Here is an 18,515-nt window from a genome sequence, read left to right as displayed (position 1 = left end):
CGCGTTCAGCGCGACCGGCGGTCAGCGGTCTCCGGACGGCACCCCCAGCCGATTCCAGACGTTCCAGACGTTTCCAGCCGTTTCCGAAGGGCTTGACGCACGCCATGAACAAGAACATCCGTCGTTCGATCGTGATAGCCGCCGGTGTCACCGGTGCCTGGGCGCTCGGCTCGACCGTCGCCAGCGCCGACGAGCTGTCCGCCACCTCCGTCACCGTGCCGGACGCGGGCACCGCGGCCGACGGCGTCACCGACTCCGTCGCCGGGACGGTCGACGGCGTCCTCACCGGCGTCCACGACACCGTCTCCGGCGTCCGGAACACCGTCACCAGCACGGTCACCGACACGGTCTCCGGCCTGACAAGCACGGCCGGCTCGGCCGCCTCGACCGCGAAGACCGGCACCGGTACCGGCACCGGCACCACCGACCAGGCCCGCCGCTACGTCGACGCCAAGGTCCCGACCGCCGCGAGGATCCGGGGTGCAGAGGCCTTCCAGGGCGCTCAGGCGGCCCGCAAGGCGCGGGTGCACATCCAGGCCGACGGCGCACAGGTCGACAGCGCGCACGTCGGCGGCACGCACCTCGACGGCGGCGTCGCCCATGCCGCCCACACGGCCGCGCATGCCGCCTCGACCGCGTCCCGGGCCGTTGCCCAGGGCGCTTCCGAGGACGAGATCGACTACCTCTTCGGCCCGCTGTCCTCCTTCGCTCCCGAGGTGGAGGAGGCCCTGGCCGCCGTCCAGAGCAAGCTCCAGGCCACCCAGGCGGCCGCGCGCCTGAAGGCGCGGGGCGTCGAGGGCGTCGTACGGACGACGGCCCAGCAGACCGTCGTCGCGGCGCAGGGCCGGACCTCCGGTGCCACGAACGCCGTGCGCGGCACCGCGGCCGGGGCGGTCGGCGCGGGCGAGGCCTCCGTCGCCGGTGTGCCCGCACATCTCACCGGTACGGCCACCGGCGCCGAGGAGCGCGTCGTCGGCACGGTCCGGGCCGTGCCCGGCGCCGTCACCCCGGTGGTGGACGAGACGACCGCCGCGGCTGTCCCGCCGGTGGCCGCCACGGCGGTGAACGGCGCCGTGCCGGTCGCCGGCCGGGCGGCGACGGGCGTCCGGGGCACGGCCGGGCACGCGGTGGCGGGTGGGTACGGAACCGCCCAGGGCACCGTCACCGCCGTGCACGGGGTCGCCGGGGGCGCCGTCGCCGGGGCGCTGGGCGTCGCCGAGGGATCCGTGTCCGGTGGGTACGGAACCGTAGAGGGCGCCGTCCACGGCGTGCACGGGGTCGCCACGGGCGCCGTCGGCGATGTGCGGCCGGTGGGCGCGGGTGCGACGGCGTACGCCGGTGGGCCGGCCGGGCAGGTCGGGCGGGACGCCATGGACGCGGTGCTGCCGCCGGTGGCCGCCGGTGCCGTGCACGGGGTCGTGCCGGTCGCCGGGCAGGCCGTCGTGGACGCGGGTGCCCTCGGTCACGGCCTGGCCGGTGACGTCCCCCCCTTCGCGGGCGGCATCGTCGGCGCCGTACCCCCGCTCGCGCACGGTGTGACCACGCAGACCGGAGCCTTCGCCGAGGGCGCCACCGCCCAGCTGCCGCCCTTCACGGCCGGGGTCACCGGTGCGACGGCACCGCTCACCGGCACCGCGACGTACGCCGCCGCACAGACGGCGGACACGGCCACGGGGACGGTGCACCAGGCGGCCGGCACTGCGACGGGTGCTGCCCACCAGACGGCGGACACGGCCACAGGGACGGCGTACCGGGCGGCCGGCACTGCGACGGGTGCTGCCCACCAGGTGGCGGGTACGGCTGCCGGGAGGGTGTACCAGGCGGCCGGCACCGCGACGTACGCCGCCGCACAGACGGCGGACACGGCCACGGGGACGGTGTACCAGGCGGTCGGCACTGCGACGGGTGCTGCCCACCATGTGTCCGGCACCGCCACCGGAACCGTGGCGCCCCTGGCCGGTCAGGTCACCGGGGTCGTGCTGCCGGTGGCCGGTGGGGTCGGCGGGAGCGCCGGCGGGCTGGGCCGTGGTGTCGCGGGCGAGGCCGGGGCCTTCGCGGCCGGTGTCGCCGGTGCGGCCGCGCCGGTCGGCCGGCAGGCCGGAGGCCTCGCCCACGACGTCCACGGCACCGTCCGGGACGCCGGTGGCTCGCTCGCCGGGCACGCCGTCGGCGGGGCCGAAGGGGTCGCCCGTCCGGCCGTACCCCTGCGGGACTTCCGGGACGGGTACGGCGTGCGGGGCTCCGCACAGGGCATCCCGTACCAGGGCTGAGCTCCGAACAGGGCTGAGAGCCCCAATCGCTCCGCGGGGTGTCCGGACCCGGATGGCCGAATGCCGTCGGCCCGTCCGGCCGGGGCCCCGCGGCCCGGGCGGGTGGTCCCCATTGGGGTGGGGATCAACCGCCCCGGCCCCGGTGCCACCGGGGCCGCCCCAGAGGCCTCACCGGGTCAACCCCAGCCCGGTGAGGCCTCGCACATCGCCACCAAGGCCGCCCCTCTCGGCACGCCGTGCCAGGAAACCAGGCATCATGTGACAGGTATCACCGCTCGTGTGTGACCCTCGATTTAGGGCGCCCCCGCAAGCGGCGATAACCTGCGAGACGGACATGCCGCGCGCTCGGACACCGTGTGCGCCTCCCTTGTGACAAGCGGACGTCACGTTGCCCTTCGCGGCACGCCCACGCATCCAACGAACCGCGAGATCACTGATAGGGACGGAAGCGCGTGGACCTGTTCGAGTACCAGGCGAGGGACCTCTTCGCCAAGCACGATGTACCGGTGCTGGCCGGTGAAGTCATCGACACGCCTGAGGCGGCGCGCGAGATCACCGAGCGTCTGGGCGGCAAGTCCGTCGTCAAGGCGCAGGTGAAGGTCGGTGGTCGCGGCAAGGCCGGTGGCGTCAAGCTGGCCGCCTCCGCGGACGAGGCCGTCGCCCGCGCGACGGACATCCTCGGCATGGACATCAAGGGCCACACGGTCCACAAGGTCATGATCGCCGAGACCGCTCCGGAGATCCTCGAGGAGTACTACGTCTCCTTCCTCCTCGACCGTGCCAACCGCACCTTCCTCTCCATCGCCTCCGTCGAGGGCGGCATGGAGATCGAGGAGGTGGCGGCCACCCGTCCGGAGGCCGTCGCCAAGACGCCGATCGACCCGATCGACGGTGTGGACGAGGCCAAGGCCCGCGAGATCGTCGCGGCCGCGAAGTTCCCGGCCGAGGTCGCGGACAAGGTCGCGAACGTCCTCGTCAAGCTGTGGGACACCTTCATCAAGGAGGACGCCCTCCTGGTCGAGGTGAACCCGCTGGCCAAGGTCGCCTCCGGCGAGGTCATCGCCCTCGACGGCAAGGTGTCGCTCGACGACAACGCCGAGTTCCGCCACCCCGACTTCGAGGAGCTCCACGACAAGGCCGCGGCCAACCCGCTCGAGGCCGCCGCCAAGGAGAAGAACCTCAACTACGTCAAGCTCGACGGCGAGGTCGGCATCATCGGCAACGGCGCCGGTCTCGTCATGAGCACCCTGGACGTCGTCGCGTACGCCGGTGAGAAGCACGGTGGCGTCAAGCCCGCCAACTTCCTGGACATCGGCGGCGGTGCCTCCGCCCAGGTCATGGCGAACGGCCTGGAGATCATCCTGGGCGACCCGGACGTCAAGTCCGTCTTCGTCAACGTCTTCGGTGGCATCACCGCCTGTGACGAGGTCGCCAACGGCATCGTGCAGGCCCTGAAGCTCCTGGAGGACCGCGGCGAGAAGGTCGAGAAGCCGCTCGTCGTCCGCCTCGACGGCAACAACGCCGAGCTGGGCCGGCAGATCCTCACCGACGCCAACCACCCGCTGGTGCAGCGCGTCGACACCATGGACGGCGCGGCCGACAAGGCCGCCGAGCTGGCCGCCGCCAAGTAAGCACTCAGGACGAGGACACCAACACACCATGGCTATCTGGCTCAACAAGGACAGCAAGGTCATCGTCCAGGGCATGACCGGCTCCACCGGCATGAAGCACACCAAGCTCATGCTCGGTGACGGCACGAACGTCGTGGGCGGCGTGAACCCGCGCAAGGCGGGTCAGACCGTGGACTTCGACGGCACCGAGGTACCCGTCTTCGGCTCCGTCAAGGAGGCCATCGACAAGACCGGCGCCAACGTCTCCGTCATCTTCGTGCCGGAGAAGTTCACCAAGGACGCGGTCGTCGAGGCCATCGACGCCGAGATCCCGCTGGCCGTCGTGATCACCGAGGGCATCGCCGTGCACGACTCGGCGTCCTTCTGGGCGTACGCCGGCAAGAAGGGCAACAAGACCCGCATCATCGGCCCGAACTGCCCCGGCATCATCACCCCGGGCCAGTCGAACGTCGGCATCATCCCGGGCGACATCACCAAGCCGGGCCGCATCGGCCTGGTGTCGAAGTCCGGCACGCTGACGTACCAGATGATGTACGAGCTGCGCGACATCGGCTTCTCGACGGCCGTCGGCATCGGTGGCGACCCGATCATCGGCTCCACCCACATCGACGCCCTGGCCGCGTTCCAGGACGACCCGGAGACCGAGCTCATCGTGATGATCGGTGAGATCGGCGGCGACGCCGAGGAGCGCGCCGCGGCGTTCATCAAGGAGAACGTGACCAAGCCGGTCGTCGGTTACGTCGCGGGCTTCACGGCGCCCGAGGGCAAGACCATGGGTCACGCCGGCGCCATCGTCTCCGGCTCCTCCGGCACGGCGCAGGCCAAGAAGGAGGCCCTGGAGGCCGCGGGCGTCAAGGTCGGCAAGACCCCGACCGAGACGGCGAAGCTCGCCCGCGAGATCCTGGGCGGCTGAGCTTCTCGGTCGACCGTTGGCAGGCCCGTCCCGTCGGCCGGGGCGGGCCTTCCGGCGTTTCGCGTGCCGCACCGCAGCTCCCCAGGGGCGCGGGGAACCGCACGATCAGCCACCATGCCCCCGCGCCCGGCCACGGGTGAGCACCCCCACGGCGGCCGGCCCTATCGTGCCTCCGCAGTCAGCCGGTCCGGCCCCTTCGCGGCAGCGCTCCGCAACTTCGCCCGCAACGCCTGTTGTTCGCGCGACAGCGGCCCCATCACCCCCACCGGCGGAACCCCCTGCACCGCCTGCGCCGGCGCGATCGGCGCCTCGTAGTGCGTCGGTGCCGACCGCACCGTGAGCGTCGTCGCGCCGATGATCGCCACCGTGAACGCGATCGCCGCGCGCGTCCAGAACACGTTCCGCCGTTCGCTCTCCCGGCGTACCGGCTCCGGCCCGGCCGCCGGCAACCGCTCCGCCGAGGCCAGCACCAGCAGCCGGCGATGCAACTCGGCGGGGTCGGCCAGTTCCGGCAGCCGCGCGGCCAGCGCGTCGCGGGCGTGGGTCAGCCGGCTCGCGGCGGCCGGCGTGCTCGCCTCGGTCTCCGCCGCCGTCTCCGGCAGGTCGAGGCCCACACCGTCGTACAGGACGAGCGTGCGCCGGTACGTCGGCGGCAGCTCCAGCAGGGCCCGCAGCAGCGCCCGGTCGGCCGGGTCGGTGGGCGCCGGCTCCGGGTGCCGGTACCGGGGCCGGAAGGGGTGCCAGGGGGAGAGCGCGCAGTCGTGCGCCGCCGCCCGCACCCAGCCGCCCGGATCCCGGTCCCGGGCCACCTCGGGCCAGCGCTGCCAGGCCAGCTGGAACGCCCGCTCCACGGCCTCGCGGGCCAGCTCCCGGCGTCCGGTGAGCAGATAGGTCTGGCGTACGAGGGCGGGGGCGCAGAACGCGTAGAGCGCGTCGAAGGCCTGAGCGGGCGTCAGCGGATCGGGAGCGTCCGCCAGAGGGGTCTCCGGGCCGGGGTCCGGTTCGACGGCTGTCGCCCTCTCGACGGTCTGCTGGAGGACGAACGTCGTCAGCAGCCGGGCGTACGCCTCGCCCTCGTCGCCCCGCGGGACGCGGCGGCCGGCTTCCCACGCGCGCAGCGTCGAGCGGCTGACGCCGACCCGGGCGGCGACCTGAGCCCGCGTCAGCGACCGGGAGCGGCGCAGGCGTCGGCGCTCCGGCGGCGGTGGCAGCGGACTGGCAGCATTCTGCGTCGTCACCGTACGCCCTTCCGTGCGGAAAAGAACATAAACGTATATTGAGCGACACTACGGCGGTTCGCCTGTTACGACGGGAATGTGTGTGCCGTTGGGAGCATGGCGTACGTGAATCTGATGACCGCTCGCCGACCCTCGCTGTCGCCGTTGCTGACCCGGATGCGGGACCGCGAGCCCGGACTGGCCGCGAGCCTGCTGGGCGGCGCCGTCGCCGCCGGACTCGGCTTCGCCTCCTTCGCCGCGCTGCTGATGGTGCTGTGGGTCAGCTCGCCGTATCCCGACAGCGGTCCGGGCGGCGCACTGCATGTCGCCGGGGCGCTGTGGCTGCTGGCCCACGGCGTCGAACTGGTCCGCACCGAGACGCTCTCCGGCGCGCCCATGCCGGTGGGGGTGACTCCGTTGTTGCTGCTCGTGCTGCCCGTGTGGCTGGTGTACCGGGCGGCCAGGGACGCGGTGGACGCGCCCACCGAAGCCGACGGCCCGCCGCCGGTACCGGCGCACACGGCGTGGACCGGGGTCGTCCTCGGCTACCTCGGCGTCGGCGGCGCGGTCGCGCTGTACTGCTCGGGCGGCGAACTGCAGCCCTCCTGGTCCTGGGTGACGGTGTGTCTGCCGCTGGTCGCGGCGGGCTCGGCGGCGGCCGGGGTGTGGTCGGCGTACGGCCGTCCGCGCGAGCCGGTGCTGAGCGCGCTGGGCGTGCTGCCGGGGCGCGTGCGGCGGGTGCTGTTCGGCGCGGACGAGCGCGCCCGGCTGGGTACGGCCGTACGCGCCACCGGTGCCGCCACGGCGGTGCTCCTCGGCGGCGGGGCGCTGCTGCTCGGGGTGTCCCTGGTGTGGCACGGCGGAGTCGCGCGGGCGTCCTTCGTCCAGCTGACGGAGGGGTGGACGGGGCGGTTCGCCGTGCTCCTGCTCGGCGTCGCGCTGATCCCCAACGCGGCGCTGTGGGCCGCGTCCTACGCCCTCGGCCCCGGTTTCCTCCTCGGCGTCGGGCATGTGGTGCAACCCTTCGCCTCCGACCCGGCCCCGCTGCTGCCGCCCTTCCCCCTGCTGGCGGCGGTGCCGGACGCCGGAGCCGGTACGCCGCCGAACTGGGCGGCGGGGCTGGTGCCGGTGGCGGCCGGGATGACGGCGGGGTGGTTCGTGGCGCGCGGGGCGGTAGGACGGCCGGAGGGTGCACCGGCGTCGGCCCGCTGGTCGGTCGCCGGTACGGCCGGGGTGGTGCTGCTGACGGCGACGCTCTGCGCGGCCTGCCTCGCCCTGCTCGCCGACCTGGCCGGCGGCCCGCTGGGCGTGTCCGCGCTGGCCCGCTTCGGGCCGGTGTGGTGGCAGACCGGGGGAGCGGCGGGGGCGTGGACGGCGCTGTTCGGGATGCCGGTGGCGCTGGTCGTACGGGCGTGCCGGCTGTGGGCCGGGCGCGCGCGGGGCGGGCAGATCCCGGCGCAGGGGACGGGGACGGAGACCTCCGGGAGCGGAAAGGAACAGGGGAGGACGACACAGGCGGCGAAGGCGCAGGAGAAGCAGGAGAAGCAGGAGAAGCAGGAGAAGACCACCACCGCCGAGGCCGAGAAGGCGGGTCGGGAGGAGGAGGCGACCAAGGGAAAGGAATCAGCCAAGGCGAAGGAGCCGGGCAGGACCAAGGACTCGGGCAGGACCAAGGACTCGGGCAGGACCAAGGACTCGGGCAGGACCAAGGAGTCGGGCAAGGACAGGACCCCCGCCCCCCGGCCAGTGGTGGCCGTTCCCGACGAAGAGGAGATGTACGACTTCCTCCCGGCCGACGACGCGTTCCCCACGGACTGGCACGACGACCTCGCCCGCGCCTCACGCTGGGCGGCCCTGCGCGAGGCAGCCGCCCCCTGCGACCTGCCCGAAGCCTGGGCAAGCCCCGCAGCCCCTCCAGCGTCCTCCACGGAATCGACGGATCCGGCCGAGCCGCCGCCAGGCGCGGAGTCGACGCCCGGCGCGGAGCCGACGCCACGTGGGGAGTCGATGCCGCGTGCGGAGTCGATTCCCCCGGCAGAGTCGAAGACCACGGCAGGCTCAACGCCCATGGCGGATTCATCGGCCACTGCAGGCTCGCCCACTGCAGACCCCACGCCCACGGCAGGCTCGGACCCCACCGCAGACGCAACGCCGCAGCCGGAGCCTCGACCCGACCTCACCGGCCCGTCGCCCGGCGCCCAGGAACCCCCTGACACGGCGACGGCCCGTTGACCGACCGGCGTGCGCCGAGCGGAGCCTCAGCTGTTGCCGACGCCCAGGACCCCCCGCAGCTCCTTCGGCAGCAGCTGCTGGCAGGACTGTTTGGCCTCGTGGGTGAGGGCGTCGTTCACGCACGTGTAGTAGTCGCGGTAGACGAACTGGACCGTGAATGTCGAGGCCACGAGGACCAGGGCCAGCGACGCGGTGACCAGGCCGCCGACGGCTGCCGTGATCTGGGGGCGGCCGCCCGCGGGAGCCGCGGTGTTCGGGTCGGGTGTCCGCGGCTTGGCGCGCAGGGCGCTGACGCCCCAGTACAGGGCGAGCGCGCCCAGCAACAGGGCCACGTACGGCCAGCTGAACAGGGCGAAGAAGACGGCCCACATGCCGGACAGCAGGGCGTAGCGCGCGCGGCGCTGGGCGGGGTCGGTCGGGTCCCAGCGCATGCCGCCGGGGCCGGCCGGCCCGCTCGGACCCTGGGGGCCACCGCCGGGCCGCTCGCCGAAGCCGCCGGGGGAGCGCCCGGGCTGGCGGTCGCTCCACTGGTCGCCCCACGGCGAACCGCCGCCGTGACCGGAGCCGTTCCCCTGGCCTTGACCGGAGCCCTGCCCCTGTCCGTGTCCGTGCGAGCCCTCGGGGTGGCGCGGCTGCCAGGGCCGGTCCGGCGCGCCCTCGGGCGGCGGCGCGAAGGGATTGTCGTCCTGCGGCCCGCTGCCCCGTCCGTCACCGTCACGCCCGCCCTGGGGCGCCTCCGGCGGCGAGGCCGGCCGCTCCCGCAGCAGTACGGCACGACGCTCGCCTCCCTGGGCCGGGCGCAGAGGGAACGTCAGGAGTCGCAGGCTGCGATCGGGCATCAAAAGAGCGTCTTCCCCTAGGTCAATACGGCAGTCCGACGTGAGCTTCCACCCCGTGAACGCGCCGCATGACGACCGCGTTCCCGGGGCTGCCGGAGACAGCCCCCTTCTTGATTCCCCACGAACGCTACCTTCCGGCCACGCCCCCGTCCCGTGGGGGCCTTCCCGTGTGCCGGTATCGTTGCTGACGGTCGGCCGCTTCGTAGACTTCCCTGTATCGAGGGGCGTGACGCATTCGTACGAATGTACAAAGCGCTGGCCGGAATCGTCGCCACCCCAGAAAGGGCCCCATCGTGGCCGCCACCCCCGCTGGCCCAGCGGTCAAGCGCCTCGTCGTGCTGGTCTCCGGATCCGGCACCAATCTGCAGGCGCTCCTGGACGAGATCGAGCGCACCGGAGCCGAGCGGTACGGCGCCCGGATCGTCGCCGTAGGGGCCGACCGCGCCGGCATCGAGGGGCTCGCCCGCGCCGAACGGGCCGGGCTGCCGACCTTCGTGTGCAAGGTCAAGGACCATGCGAGCCGCGAGGAGTGGGATGCCGCCCTCACCGAGGCCGTGGCCGCGTACGAGCCGGACTTCGTGGTCTCCGCCGGGTTCATGAAGATCGTCGGCAAGGAGTTCCTCGCCCGGTTCGGCGGGCGGTTCGTGAACACGCACCCCGCCCTGCTGCCCAGTTTTCCGGGGGCCCACGGCGTCCGTGACGCGCTCGCGTACGGCGCCAAGGTCACCGGCTGCACCGTCCACTTCGTCGACGACGGCGTCGACACCGGCCCGGTCATCGCCCAGGGCGTGGTCGAGGTCCGGGACGAGGACGACGAGAGCGCGCTGCACGAGCGCATCAAGGAAGTCGAGCGAAGGCTGCTCGTCGAGGTCGTGGGGCGGATCGCCCGCAACGGCTATCGCATTGAGGGACGAAAGGTAGTTATCCAGTGACCGCCGAGAGCATCGAGAGCGGCAAGCGGGCCATCCGTCGCGCGCTCGTCAGCGTCTACGACAAGACCGGGCTGGAAGACCTCGCGCGCGGGCTGCACGAGGCCGGTGTGGAGCTGGTCTCCACCGGGTCCACGGCCGGCCGTATCGCCGCCGCCGGCGTCCCCGTCACCAAGGTCGAGGAGCTGACCGGCTTCCCCGAGTGCCTGGACGGCCGGGTGAAGACGCTGCACCCGAGGGTGCACGCGGGCATCCTCGCCGACCTGCGGCTGGAGAGCCACCGGCAGCAGCTCGCCGAGCTCGGCGTCGAGCCGTTCGACCTCGTCGTCGTCAACCTCTACCCCTTCCGCGAGACCGTAGCCTCGGGCGCGAGCGACGACGAGTGCGTGGAGCAGATCGACATCGGCGGCCCCTCGATGGTCCGCGCCGCCGCCAAGAACCACCCCTCCGTCGCCGTGGTGACCAGCCCCGAGCGGTACGCCGACGTGCTCGCGGCCGTGAAGGACGGCGGCTTCGACCTCGCCGCCCGCAAGCGGCTGGCCGCCGAGGCGTTCCAGCACACCGCCGCCTACGACGTGGCCGTCGCCTCCTGGTTCGCCTCCTCGTACGCGCCGGTGGACGAGTCGCGGTTCCCCGACTTCCTCGGCGCCACCTTCGAGCGCAAGAACACCCTGCGCTACGGCGAGAACCCGCACCAGCCGGCCGCCCTGTACGTCGACGGCAGCGGCGGGCTCGCGGACGCCGAGCAGCTGCACGGCAAGGAGATGTCGTACAACAACTACACGGACACGGACGCCGCCCGCCGTGCCGCGTACGACCACGACGAGCCCTGCGTCGCGATCATCAAGCACGCCAACCCCTGTGGTATCGCGGTGGGTTCGGACGTCGCCGAGGCGCACCGCAAGGCGCACGCCTGTGACCCGGTGTCGGCCTACGGCGGCGTGATCGCCGTCAACCGGCCGGTGAGCCGGGAGATGGCCGAGCAGGTCGCGGAGATCTTCACCGAGGTCATCGTCGCGCCCGACTACGAGGAGGGGGCCCTGGAGGCCCTCGCCAAGAAGAAGAACATCCGGGTCCTGAAGGCCCAGGGCGCGCCCTGCAACCGGGTCGAGGCCAAGCAGGTCGACGGCGGTGTCCTGCTCCAGGTCACCGACCGGCTCCAGGCCGACGGCGACGACCCGGCGAACTGGACGCTGGCCAGCGGCGAGGCGCTCTCCCCGGAGGAGCTGAAGGAGCTCGCCTTCGCCTGGAAGGCGTGCCGCGCGGTGAAGTCCAACGCGATCCTGCTCGCCAAGGACGGCGCCTCGGTCGGCGTCGGCATGGGCCAGGTCAACCGGGTCGACTCCTGCAAGCTGGCCGTCGAGCGGGCCGGTGAGGAGCGGGCGCGCGGTTCCTACGCCGCCTCGGACGCGTTCTTCCCCTTCCCCGACGGCCCGGCGATCCTCATCGAGGCCGGCGTGCGGGCGATCGTCCAGCCGGGCGGCTCGATCCGTGACGAGCAGGTCGTCGAGGCCGCCAAGGAGGCGGGCGTGACGATGTACTTCACGGGCACGCGCCACTTCTTCCACTGAGCCGACACCTGAGCTGACACCTGAGCCGACACCTGAGCGCCGGTACCTGAGCCGGCACGCGGTGTCGGCTCAGGTACCGAGTTCGTCCAGGTGACGCACGTTCCGCAGCGGTGAGCAGAAGACGACGAGCCAGCCGGCGGCGATCAGGACGGCACCGCCGCAGATCGCGGCGCGGACCCCGGCGAAGGTCCCGATGAGCCCGGCCAGCAGGGCACCGACGGACAGCGCCCCGGTGAGCAGGAACCGGAACGTGGCGTTCATCCGGCCCAGCATCGCCGCCGGGGTCACCCGCTGGCGGGTGCTTACCGCGAGGACGTTGGCCAGGCCGGTCTGGACGAGGGTGACCGTCCAGCCGGCTGCGCCCACCCACAGCATGGGCCCTCGGGCCATCAGGGCGGTGAGCAGGGCGAACGGACCCGTTACCGCGCCGACGAGCCACAAGGCCCGGCCGTGCCCGAGGCGTCGGCCGGCCGCCGACGCGGCGAGTGCGCCGAGAAATCCACCGACGCCTCCGGCCGACAGCAGCAGCCCCAGCAGCCCCGCCGACAGGTGCAGTTCCTCCGTGAACAGCACCACGAACGACACCTGGCACAGCTGGATCGCCAGGTTGGCCACGGCCCCCTTGACGGCGAGGGCGCGCAGCACCGGATGGCCGAGCACGAAGCGCAGCCCCGCCGCCGTCTCCGCCCAGAGCCGGGGCCCGGCCGTACGCCGGGCCGGGGCCGGCTCGACGGCCCGGATCCGCGCGATCCACCACGCCGACCACAGAAAACCGAGCGCGTCGACGACGACGGCCGCCGCCGGCCCGAGCAACTGCACCACCAGCCCGCCGACGCCGCGTCCGGAGACGTCGGCGGCCTGGTTCAGCCCGGCGAGCCGGGAGTTGGCGGCGACGAGCCGGTCCGCGCCGACGAGGCAGGGGACGTACGACAGATGCGCGACGTCGAAGAAGACCGTCGCCACCCCGGTCAGGAACACGACCACGTACAGCTGCTGGAGAGCCAGTACGCCGCAGGCCCAGGCCACGGGTATCGAGCCCATCAGCGCGACCCTGCTCAGGTTGGCCGCGACGAGCACGGTCCGCTTGGGCATGCGGTCCACCCACGCGCCCGCGGGCAGGCCGACGATCAGGAAGGCCACGGTGCCGAGCGCGGACAGCACGCCGACCTGTGCCGCCCCCGTGTGCAGCACGGTCTGCGCCAGGACGGGGAGCGCCAGAAAACTGACCTGCGCGCCGAGCCTGCCGGCCGCGTCCGCCGTGTACAGGAGCCGGAAGTCGCGGTCGGCGAGGACGCCGCGGTGCCGCCGGTTCGCGGCGGGAGGTGCGAGGAGTGTGGGAGTCATGGCGCCCGAGGCTGGCGGGCGGACCGCACCGCCCGCCATGAGTTCAGAAATACCTAAACTCGACGGGTGCTTGAGCTGGAGTTCACCACCGAGGACCTCGCGCTGAGCCGTCTGGCGATCTCGCCGCTGTGGGAGACGATCGCGAGCCTGCGCGTCCTTTCCGACACCGACGGCCACGATGGTCACACCCTGCACGGCCCATGGCTCACGGCCGTACGCCACCGCCTGGCGCGGGCGCGGCTGGACCTGCGGCCGGTCACCGAACTGCTCACCCCGAAGATCGCCGCATTCGTCGCACCGGCCCCGCTGACCTCGGCCCCGGACATCCGGCTCGAACTCGCGGCGCTGCGCGCGCACCCGGTGGAACGGATCCACGCCGACCTCGACACCCTGGGCCTGCCCCGGTACCCGGATCCCGCCGTGGCCGTCGACCGGGTGGTGACGACCATCGAGGCGTACTGGGAACTGGCGGTGGCACCGTACTGGCCACGCATCCGCGCGGTCCTCGAAGCCGACGTACGGCACCGGGCCCAGCTGCTCTCCACCGGGGGCAGCCGCCGGCTCTTCGCCGACCTGGACCCTGGCCTGAGCTGGGAGGACGGCAGACTCGGGGTGCGGCTGCGCAGCAACCGCACCGGCACCTTCGAACTGGGCGGACGGGGCCTGGTCCTCGGCCCGTCCGCGTTCGCCTGGCCCCGCGTGTGGCTGCTCGCCACGCCTCCCTGGCAGCCGCTCCTGCGCTACCCGGCGCGCGGGACCGCGACGATCTGGGAGTCACGCCCGGCCGCTCCCTCGGACGCGCTCACCCGAGTGGTCGGCCGACCGAAGGCGCGTCTGCTCACCCTGCTCCGGGAACCGGCGACCACCACCCAGCTCGCCGCGCTCGCCGGGCTCACGGTGGGCGGCGCGTCACAGCACCTCACGGCACTCCGCGACGCGGGCCTGCTCCGCACCACCCGGCTCGGCCGCAGCATCCTGTACGCCCGGACCGAGACGGCCGAGGCGCTGGTGGCCGGACGATGAGCGCGGGCTCACACGGCGCACTCGCACCACACGGTCTTGCCACCGGGACCGTGTTCGACGCCCCACCGCAGCGCGACGGCGTCGATCAGCAGCAGGCCTCGGCCGGACTCCTCCTCGGCGCCGGGGCGGCGTCGTACGAGCCAGGCGTGGGCGTCGGGGTCGCTGACCTCCAGTCGGGTACGGCCGCCGTCCACGCGTGTCAGCCGTACGGTGACCGGGGTGCCCTCGCCGACGTGGTTGATCACGTTGGTCAGCAACTCGCTCACGCAGAGCTGGAGTTCGGGACACGGGGTGTCGTTCAGGTGCTCGCGTACGGCACGACGGACCTCCGGTACGGCCTTGGGCTGGGCGAGCAGGTCCAGGATCAGTGATCGGTTGTGGGGGCGGGGGAGCATGGCCGTATGCCTTTCTGTGACGAATCACTCACAGAGTGGCGTCGGCTGCCCTACCTTGAAAGAGGTTTCGGTTGCGCTGGGTAACTGGTAAACGGGCGGTGGTGAGTTGTGCCTGCGCGTAAGGACCCTGACGCCTCGGCAAGTGTCCCGAGCTTCTACGGCGCCGAGTTGCGCTTCAAGCGGGAGGAAGCGGGGCTGACGCTGGAGCAGTTGGCGGAGGGGAGCTTCCGGGGGATCTCGTTCCTGAGCCAGATCGAGCGGGGGGAGCGGGGCATGCCGATGGATCTGGCCCGGCACGTGGACCGGAAGCTGGGGACAGACGGGTTTTTCGAGCGGCGGTGTAGAGACGCGGCCAAGGCGAGGAGCACGGGGCATCCGCTGTACTACGTGGAGGTGCCGGACCTGGAGAAGCAAGCGGCGACGCTGGAGGAGTGGGCGCCCAATGCCATTCCCGGTCTCCTGCAGACTGAGGCGTGCATGCGGGGTCTTATGCAGTACGGGGCGCCGCTGATTTCCCCGGACACGGTCGAGAAGAACGTGCGTGCACGTATGGCGCGTGCGGAGTTGTGGAAACGCCAGGACCGGCCGACCTACTGGGGAATCCTGCGGGAGTCGCTCATCCGGAACGTACCGCTTCCACCTGCGCTGATGGCCGAGCAGTTGGAGCACATCCTGGACGTGATCGGGTCGACGCGGAGCGTTCTGCAGATCGTCCCGGAAACTCGCCCCTGGCACCCTCTCATGCACGGCATGGTCAAGATCATGACCTTCGCTGACGCTCCACCTCTGGTGTGGACGGAAGGGGACTTCAACGGCCAGATCGTGGACTTTCCGCCTCTCGTGAAGGGCTATCGCGGGTCGTACGATCTGCTTAGGGCCGTCGCACTACCGCCTGACGCGTCCCTTGCCCTGATCGAAGAAGCAGCGAGGACCTACAGACATGAAGCTCGGCAAGGGGATTGACCTGAGTTCGGTCACCTGGCGCAAGAGCAGTTACAGCAACAACGACGGCGCCGACTGCGTAGAAGTAGCCGACGCTCTCCCCAACCTCGTCCCCGTCCGCGACTCCAAGAGCCCGGACGGCCCCGCCCTCCTCTTCCCCGCCCACGCCTGGACAGCGTTCATCGACGGCCTCCGGCCCTCCCCCGAGGGAGCCGGAGGCCGTCGAGGCTCTTAGGTCGGGTCAGCAGGGGCGCAGGGAGTAGATCGGGTCCCAGGTCGCCGTGCCGGCCTCGTACGCCGTCGACGTCCAGCGGGTGCTGCCGTCCTGGTTGTAGAAGCTGGCGACCGTGCCCGGGGTCTGGTTGTTGGTGAACGGGCCGTCCCCGGTCCAGTTGTTCACGGTCCAGGTCTGGCACTTGTAGAAGTCGAACTTGGTGCCCCTGACGATCATGCACAGGTGACCGTAGGCGCAGTCCAGGTCCTTGGCGGCGACCTTGCCACGCGGGGCCCTGGTGAGGGTCAGGCCGTCGTAGCGGACCTTGTCGGCGGAGGCGGAGAGGGGCTTCGGGTGGCCCGCGAGGACCTGGTCGGCGACCTGCTGGACGCCGGTGACCCGGGTACCGTCCGGTGCTGCGGCGGTGGCCGCGACCGTGGGGCCGGCGAGCAGGGCGGTGGCCGCGACGAGCAGCGCGGCGGGCTTGGCGATGTTCACTGTTCCCCCATGTGAACGAGTGGTTCGGTGGTTCCACCGTCCCAGCCGCGCCCGCCCGCAGGTACCTCGGACGTCTGAGGGTCACTTCTTTCCCGGGGGCGTGTACTCCTTGAGGTAGTGGGCGACACGGGCGCAGTAGTCGCGGTACTTCGGGGGAACTCCGCCCGTGTCGTTCACTTTCGAGTACGACGTCCGGTAGGCGGCGGCGAGCAGCACCCGCTTGTCGCCGGGCAGGCCGGACTTCAGGTGGGGTGCCATGAAGCAGAGGTAGCGGCCCATGGCCGGGATGGAGACGGAGGGCGTGAGGGGCGGGGTGGGCGTCGCCGTCGCGGGGACGCCGTCGTCGCGCATGTACCAGCGCAGGACGGCGGGGGTCCAGCGGGCGATGCCGAACTCGTGCTTGGCCGGGTCGGAGAGGTTCGGGTCGAAATTGCTCTCGGCCTTCAGCATCGCCGCGACGAGCGCGGGGGTGACGTCGGGCCCGGGGCAGGCGTGGGCGGAGTCGACGATGAGCTTTCGGTACTGCACGGGGACGCCCTTGTCCGTGCGGAGTTCGGAGGCGCCGTAGGTGGCCACGCCCTTGTCGTCGGTGCCGCCGGCAGCCGTCCAGGTGCTGATGCCGTATCCCAGGGCCGCCACGGCGACGGTGGCGGCCGCGGCGCCCGCGATGACCGTCCGCCGGCGTCTGCGGCGCGGGAAGAGCCGGGGCAGGCGCGGCGAGCGGCCCGTGCCGGCGGCCGCCTCGACGCGGCGCAGCAGCGCCTCGGTGCCGATGCGTGCCTCGTGCGTGCGGGCCAGGCAGTCCCGCACGATCTCCCGCCAGGAGTCCGGGAGTTGGGGTGACAGGCGCAGTTCGTCGGTGCCGCGCGCATAGGCGGCGGCCGCGTCGCGGCGGGCCGTGGGGGTGGCGCCGGACAGCGGGAAGGAGTCGGTGAGGACGAGATGGGCGAGCACGCCGAAGGCCCAGACGTCGGCGGACGGACGGATCCGCCGGCCGCGTTGGCCGATCTCCGCCCACAGCAGTTCGGGCGGGGTGTAGTCGGGGGTGGAGAAGGCCGGGGTGTAGGCGTGGGTGCCCTCCAGTTCGGCGGCCATGTTGAAGTCGGCGAGCCGCGCCGAACCGTCCGCCATCAGCAGCACGTTGGCCGGTTTCAGGTCCCCGTGCACCCAGCCCGCCCGGTGCAGTTGCGCCAGCCCCTCGCAGATCTGGGCGAGCAGGGCGGGCCCGGCGTCCGGGCGCGGCGCGGCGGCGAGCAGGGCGGACAGGGAGCCCTCGGCCCGCTCCAGGACGAGGACGGTGGCGCCGTCGAGTTCGGGGCGGCCCGGGTCGTCGACGACGAGCGACTCGTACATCCGGATCAGCCGCGGCCTCCTGAGCCGCCGGTGCAGGTCGATCTCGCGCTCGATGAGCTCGCGCAGATGGGTCAGTTGGCGCGGGGTGCCGGTGCCGGTGGGCAGGAACTTCAGCGCTGCGGTGCCCGGCAGCTCCTCGCGGTCACCGGTGCGCCGGCCCGTGTACACGCTGCCGAAGGCGCCCGTCGCGATCGGTTCGCGCACCTCCCAGGCGCCGACCCGGTAGCCCCGCGGCACCGGCACGGCGTACGGCTCGGTCACCGGGCCGTACGGCCGGCGTCGGCCTCGGTGTCGGCGGACAGGACGACCAGGTCGTCCTCCCGTACGAGGTCGAAGCGGAGCGCCAGGGACACCAGGGACTCCTTCTTGCCGTTGAGGCGCGGACCGGTGCCCGCGGTCTCCGGGCCGGGCTTGAGCCGCAGCTTCACCGCCAGGTAGTCGATGTTCCACTGCACGGAGGTGCGCGAGGCGGCCGGCCAGGCGGGGCGCAGCCGGTCGACGACCTGGTCGACCGTGGGCAGCGGGGCGTGCGGGTCGCCGCGCAGCCGCGGTTCGCACAGGGCGGCCAGGACGGCGAAGTAGCGCTTGGTGCGGTCGACGGAGAAGGCGGGCGCGGTGGTGTCGCCGTCCGGTCCGGCCTCCTCCCGCAGATAGTCGTGGCGCGGCGCCCACACCTCGATCGTCAGCAGGTCGCCGGCGGCGGGCAGCACGATCCGCGAGAACTCGAACGGGACGGGCGCGTCGAGCCGGCCCGGGCCGACCTTGATGTGCTCGCCGGCGCCCTCCGGGTTCTCCACGACGTAGGTCTGGCGCGCGGACAGGTTGCTCAGTATCCAGAACGCGCCCTGGGCGCTGAGTTCGCCGGCCCGGCGGGAGACCCCGTCGTGCGGGATCGTCAGACCGTTGCCGGACGCCCGTCCGAAGCTGAGGCGCTCACCCGGGGCGAGCCGGATCTGGGTGCTGTGCTGTCGGTCCTCCGGGGTCGGCGGAGGTACGACGATGATGCTGTACAAGGTGCGTCTCCCCGTGCCTGACGGCCACCCCGGCCGGGAACGGCTCCGTCCGCCAGACTAGGGGGAGACACCGGGGCCGTGCCTCCCCCTGGACGGGTGAGACACGGCCCTCTGCGTTGAAATGGCGCGAA

Annotated in this window: 16 protein-coding genes; 9 read left to right on the top strand and 7 right to left on the bottom strand. The window is 72.6% G+C overall.

Annotated elements, in window-relative coordinates:
• The first annotated feature begins 104 nt into the window (after nucleotides 1-104).
• From LMU33_RS16485 to sucD, 3 genes are all read left to right on the top strand, one after another.
• Nucleotides 105-2,270 (top strand): hypothetical protein, encoded by a 2,166-nt coding sequence (locus LMU33_RS16485; RefSeq protein WP_228621144.1) that lies wholly within the window; start codon nucleotides 105-107, stop codon nucleotides 2,268-2,270.
• 452 nt (nucleotides 2,271-2,722) lie between these two features.
• Nucleotides 2,723-3,901 carry an ADP-forming succinate--CoA ligase subunit beta gene (sucC, locus tag LMU33_RS16480; protein ID WP_228621143.1) on the top strand — a complete coding sequence of 393 codons (1,179 nt, stop codon included), beginning with the start codon at nucleotides 2,723-2,725 and terminating at the stop codon, nucleotides 3,899-3,901.
• Between the two features lie 28 nt (nucleotides 3,902-3,929).
• Nucleotides 3,930-4,814, top strand: coding sequence for a succinate--CoA ligase subunit alpha (sucD, locus tag LMU33_RS16475; protein ID WP_228621142.1), 885 nt, complete (start codon nucleotides 3,930-3,932; stop codon nucleotides 4,812-4,814).
• A 161-nt stretch (nucleotides 4,815-4,975) separates the two neighbouring features.
• Here the strand turns inward: sucD and LMU33_RS16470 are convergent, their stop codons facing one another.
• Nucleotides 4,976-6,052, bottom strand: a complete 1,077-nt coding sequence (locus LMU33_RS16470) for a transcriptional regulator (RefSeq protein WP_228621141.1) — start codon at nucleotides 6,050-6,052, stop codon at nucleotides 4,976-4,978.
• A gap of 96 nt (nucleotides 6,053-6,148) precedes the next feature.
• Here LMU33_RS16470 and LMU33_RS41685 point away from each other — a divergent pair, with 96 nt between their 5' ends.
• Nucleotides 6,149-8,263 carry a cell division protein PerM gene (locus tag LMU33_RS41685; protein WP_308280787.1) on the top strand — a complete coding sequence of 705 codons (2,115 nt, stop codon included), beginning with the start codon at nucleotides 6,149-6,151 and terminating at the stop codon, nucleotides 8,261-8,263.
• Between the two features lie 26 nt (nucleotides 8,264-8,289).
• Here LMU33_RS41685 and LMU33_RS16460 read toward each other — a convergent pair whose 3' ends face one another.
• Complete coding sequence (locus tag LMU33_RS16460) at nucleotides 8,290-9,102, bottom strand: hypothetical protein (protein ID WP_228621140.1); 813 nt, start codon at nucleotides 9,100-9,102, stop codon at nucleotides 8,290-8,292.
• Nucleotides 9,103-9,395: 293 nt separating this feature from the next.
• On the opposite strand from LMU33_RS16460, the gene purN reads away from it, so the two are divergent.
• Nucleotides 9,396-10,034 carry a phosphoribosylglycinamide formyltransferase gene (purN, locus tag LMU33_RS16455; RefSeq protein ID WP_228621139.1) on the top strand — a complete coding sequence of 213 codons (639 nt, stop codon included), beginning with the start codon at nucleotides 9,396-9,398 and terminating at the stop codon, nucleotides 10,032-10,034.
• Nucleotides 10,031-11,602, top strand: a complete 1,572-nt coding sequence (gene purH / locus LMU33_RS16450; protein ID WP_228621138.1) for a bifunctional phosphoribosylaminoimidazolecarboxamide formyltransferase/IMP cyclohydrolase — start codon at nucleotides 10,031-10,033, stop codon at nucleotides 11,600-11,602. Before purN ends, purH begins: the two co-directional genes overlap by 4 nt.
• A gap of 69 nt (nucleotides 11,603-11,671) precedes the next feature.
• Here the strand turns inward: purH and LMU33_RS16445 are convergent, their stop codons facing one another.
• Nucleotides 11,672-12,946, bottom strand: coding sequence for an MFS transporter (locus tag LMU33_RS16445; RefSeq protein ID WP_228621137.1), 1,275 nt, complete (start codon nucleotides 12,944-12,946; stop codon nucleotides 11,672-11,674).
• A 66-nt stretch (nucleotides 12,947-13,012) separates the two neighbouring features.
• On the opposite strand from LMU33_RS16445, the gene LMU33_RS16440 reads away from it, so the two are divergent.
• On the top strand, nucleotides 13,013-13,969 hold the full coding sequence (locus LMU33_RS16440; protein ID WP_228621136.1) for an ArsR/SmtB family transcription factor: 957 nt from the start codon (nucleotides 13,013-13,015) through the stop codon (nucleotides 13,967-13,969).
• An 8-nt stretch (nucleotides 13,970-13,977) separates the two neighbouring features.
• On the opposite strand, the gene LMU33_RS16435 is transcribed toward LMU33_RS16440, so the two are convergent.
• The gene (locus LMU33_RS16435; RefSeq protein WP_228621135.1) at nucleotides 13,978-14,364 is read right to left on the bottom strand and encodes an ATP-binding protein; all 387 of its coding nucleotides are present in this window, start codon (nucleotides 14,362-14,364) and stop codon (nucleotides 13,978-13,980) included.
• A gap of 108 nt (nucleotides 14,365-14,472) precedes the next feature.
• On the opposite strand from LMU33_RS16435, the gene LMU33_RS16430 reads away from it, so the two are divergent.
• Nucleotides 14,473-15,327, top strand: coding sequence for a helix-turn-helix domain-containing protein (locus LMU33_RS16430; RefSeq protein ID WP_228621134.1), 855 nt, complete (start codon nucleotides 14,473-14,475; stop codon nucleotides 15,325-15,327).
• Nucleotides 15,305-15,541 (top strand): DUF397 domain-containing protein, encoded by a 237-nt coding sequence (locus tag LMU33_RS16425; protein ID WP_228621133.1) that lies wholly within the window; start codon nucleotides 15,305-15,307, stop codon nucleotides 15,539-15,541. Before LMU33_RS16430 ends, LMU33_RS16425 begins: the two co-directional genes overlap by 23 nt.
• A gap of 6 nt (nucleotides 15,542-15,547) precedes the next feature.
• Here LMU33_RS16425 and LMU33_RS16420 read toward each other — a convergent pair whose 3' ends face one another.
• The 3 genes from LMU33_RS16420 to LMU33_RS16410 form a co-directional block, all read right to left on the bottom strand.
• Nucleotides 15,548-16,018 (bottom strand): hypothetical protein, encoded by a 471-nt coding sequence (locus LMU33_RS16420; RefSeq protein ID WP_228621132.1) that lies wholly within the window; start codon nucleotides 16,016-16,018, stop codon nucleotides 15,548-15,550.
• 81 nt (nucleotides 16,019-16,099) lie between these two features.
• Nucleotides 16,100-17,632 carry a protein kinase domain-containing protein gene (locus LMU33_RS16415; RefSeq protein WP_228621131.1) on the bottom strand — a complete coding sequence of 511 codons (1,533 nt, stop codon included), beginning with the start codon at nucleotides 17,630-17,632 and terminating at the stop codon, nucleotides 16,100-16,102.
• The gene (locus tag LMU33_RS16410; RefSeq protein ID WP_228621130.1) at nucleotides 17,629-18,384 is read right to left on the bottom strand and encodes an FHA domain-containing protein; all 756 of its coding nucleotides are present in this window, start codon (nucleotides 18,382-18,384) and stop codon (nucleotides 17,629-17,631) included. The genes LMU33_RS16415 and LMU33_RS16410 overlap by 4 nt, the downstream gene beginning before the upstream one ends.
• Nucleotides 18,385-18,515 lie beyond the last annotated feature (131 nt).

Origin of the sequence: Streptomyces barringtoniae, from assembly GCF_020819595.1 — a bacterium.
Lineage (GTDB): Bacteria > Actinomycetota > Actinomycetes > Streptomycetales > Streptomycetaceae > Streptomyces > Streptomyces barringtoniae.
The sequence above is the reverse complement of the archived record's forward strand: the minus strand, read 5'-3'. Positions and strand labels throughout refer to the sequence as shown.

Coding starts and splice junctions, on each gene's coding strand:
- LMU33_RS16445 (WP_228621137.1), bottom strand. CDS start 12,946: ATGACTCCCACACTCCTCGCACCTCCCGCCGCGAACCGGCGGCACCGC.
- LMU33_RS41685 (WP_308280787.1), top strand. CDS start 6,149: ATGGCGTACGTGAATCTGATGACCGCTCGCCGACCCTCGCTGTCGCCG.
- LMU33_RS16485 (WP_228621144.1), top strand. CDS start 105: ATGAACAAGAACATCCGTCGTTCGATCGTGATAGCCGCCGGTGTCACC.
- LMU33_RS16425 (WP_228621133.1), top strand. CDS start 15,305: ATGAAGCTCGGCAAGGGGATTGACCTGAGTTCGGTCACCTGGCGCAAG.
- LMU33_RS16460 (WP_228621140.1), bottom strand. CDS start 9,102: ATGCCCGATCGCAGCCTGCGACTCCTGACGTTCCCTCTGCGCCCGGCC.
- LMU33_RS16435 (WP_228621135.1), bottom strand. CDS start 14,364: ATGCTCCCCCGCCCCCACAACCGATCACTGATCCTGGACCTGCTCGCC.
- sucD (WP_228621142.1), top strand. CDS start 3,930: ATGGCTATCTGGCTCAACAAGGACAGCAAGGTCATCGTCCAGGGCATG.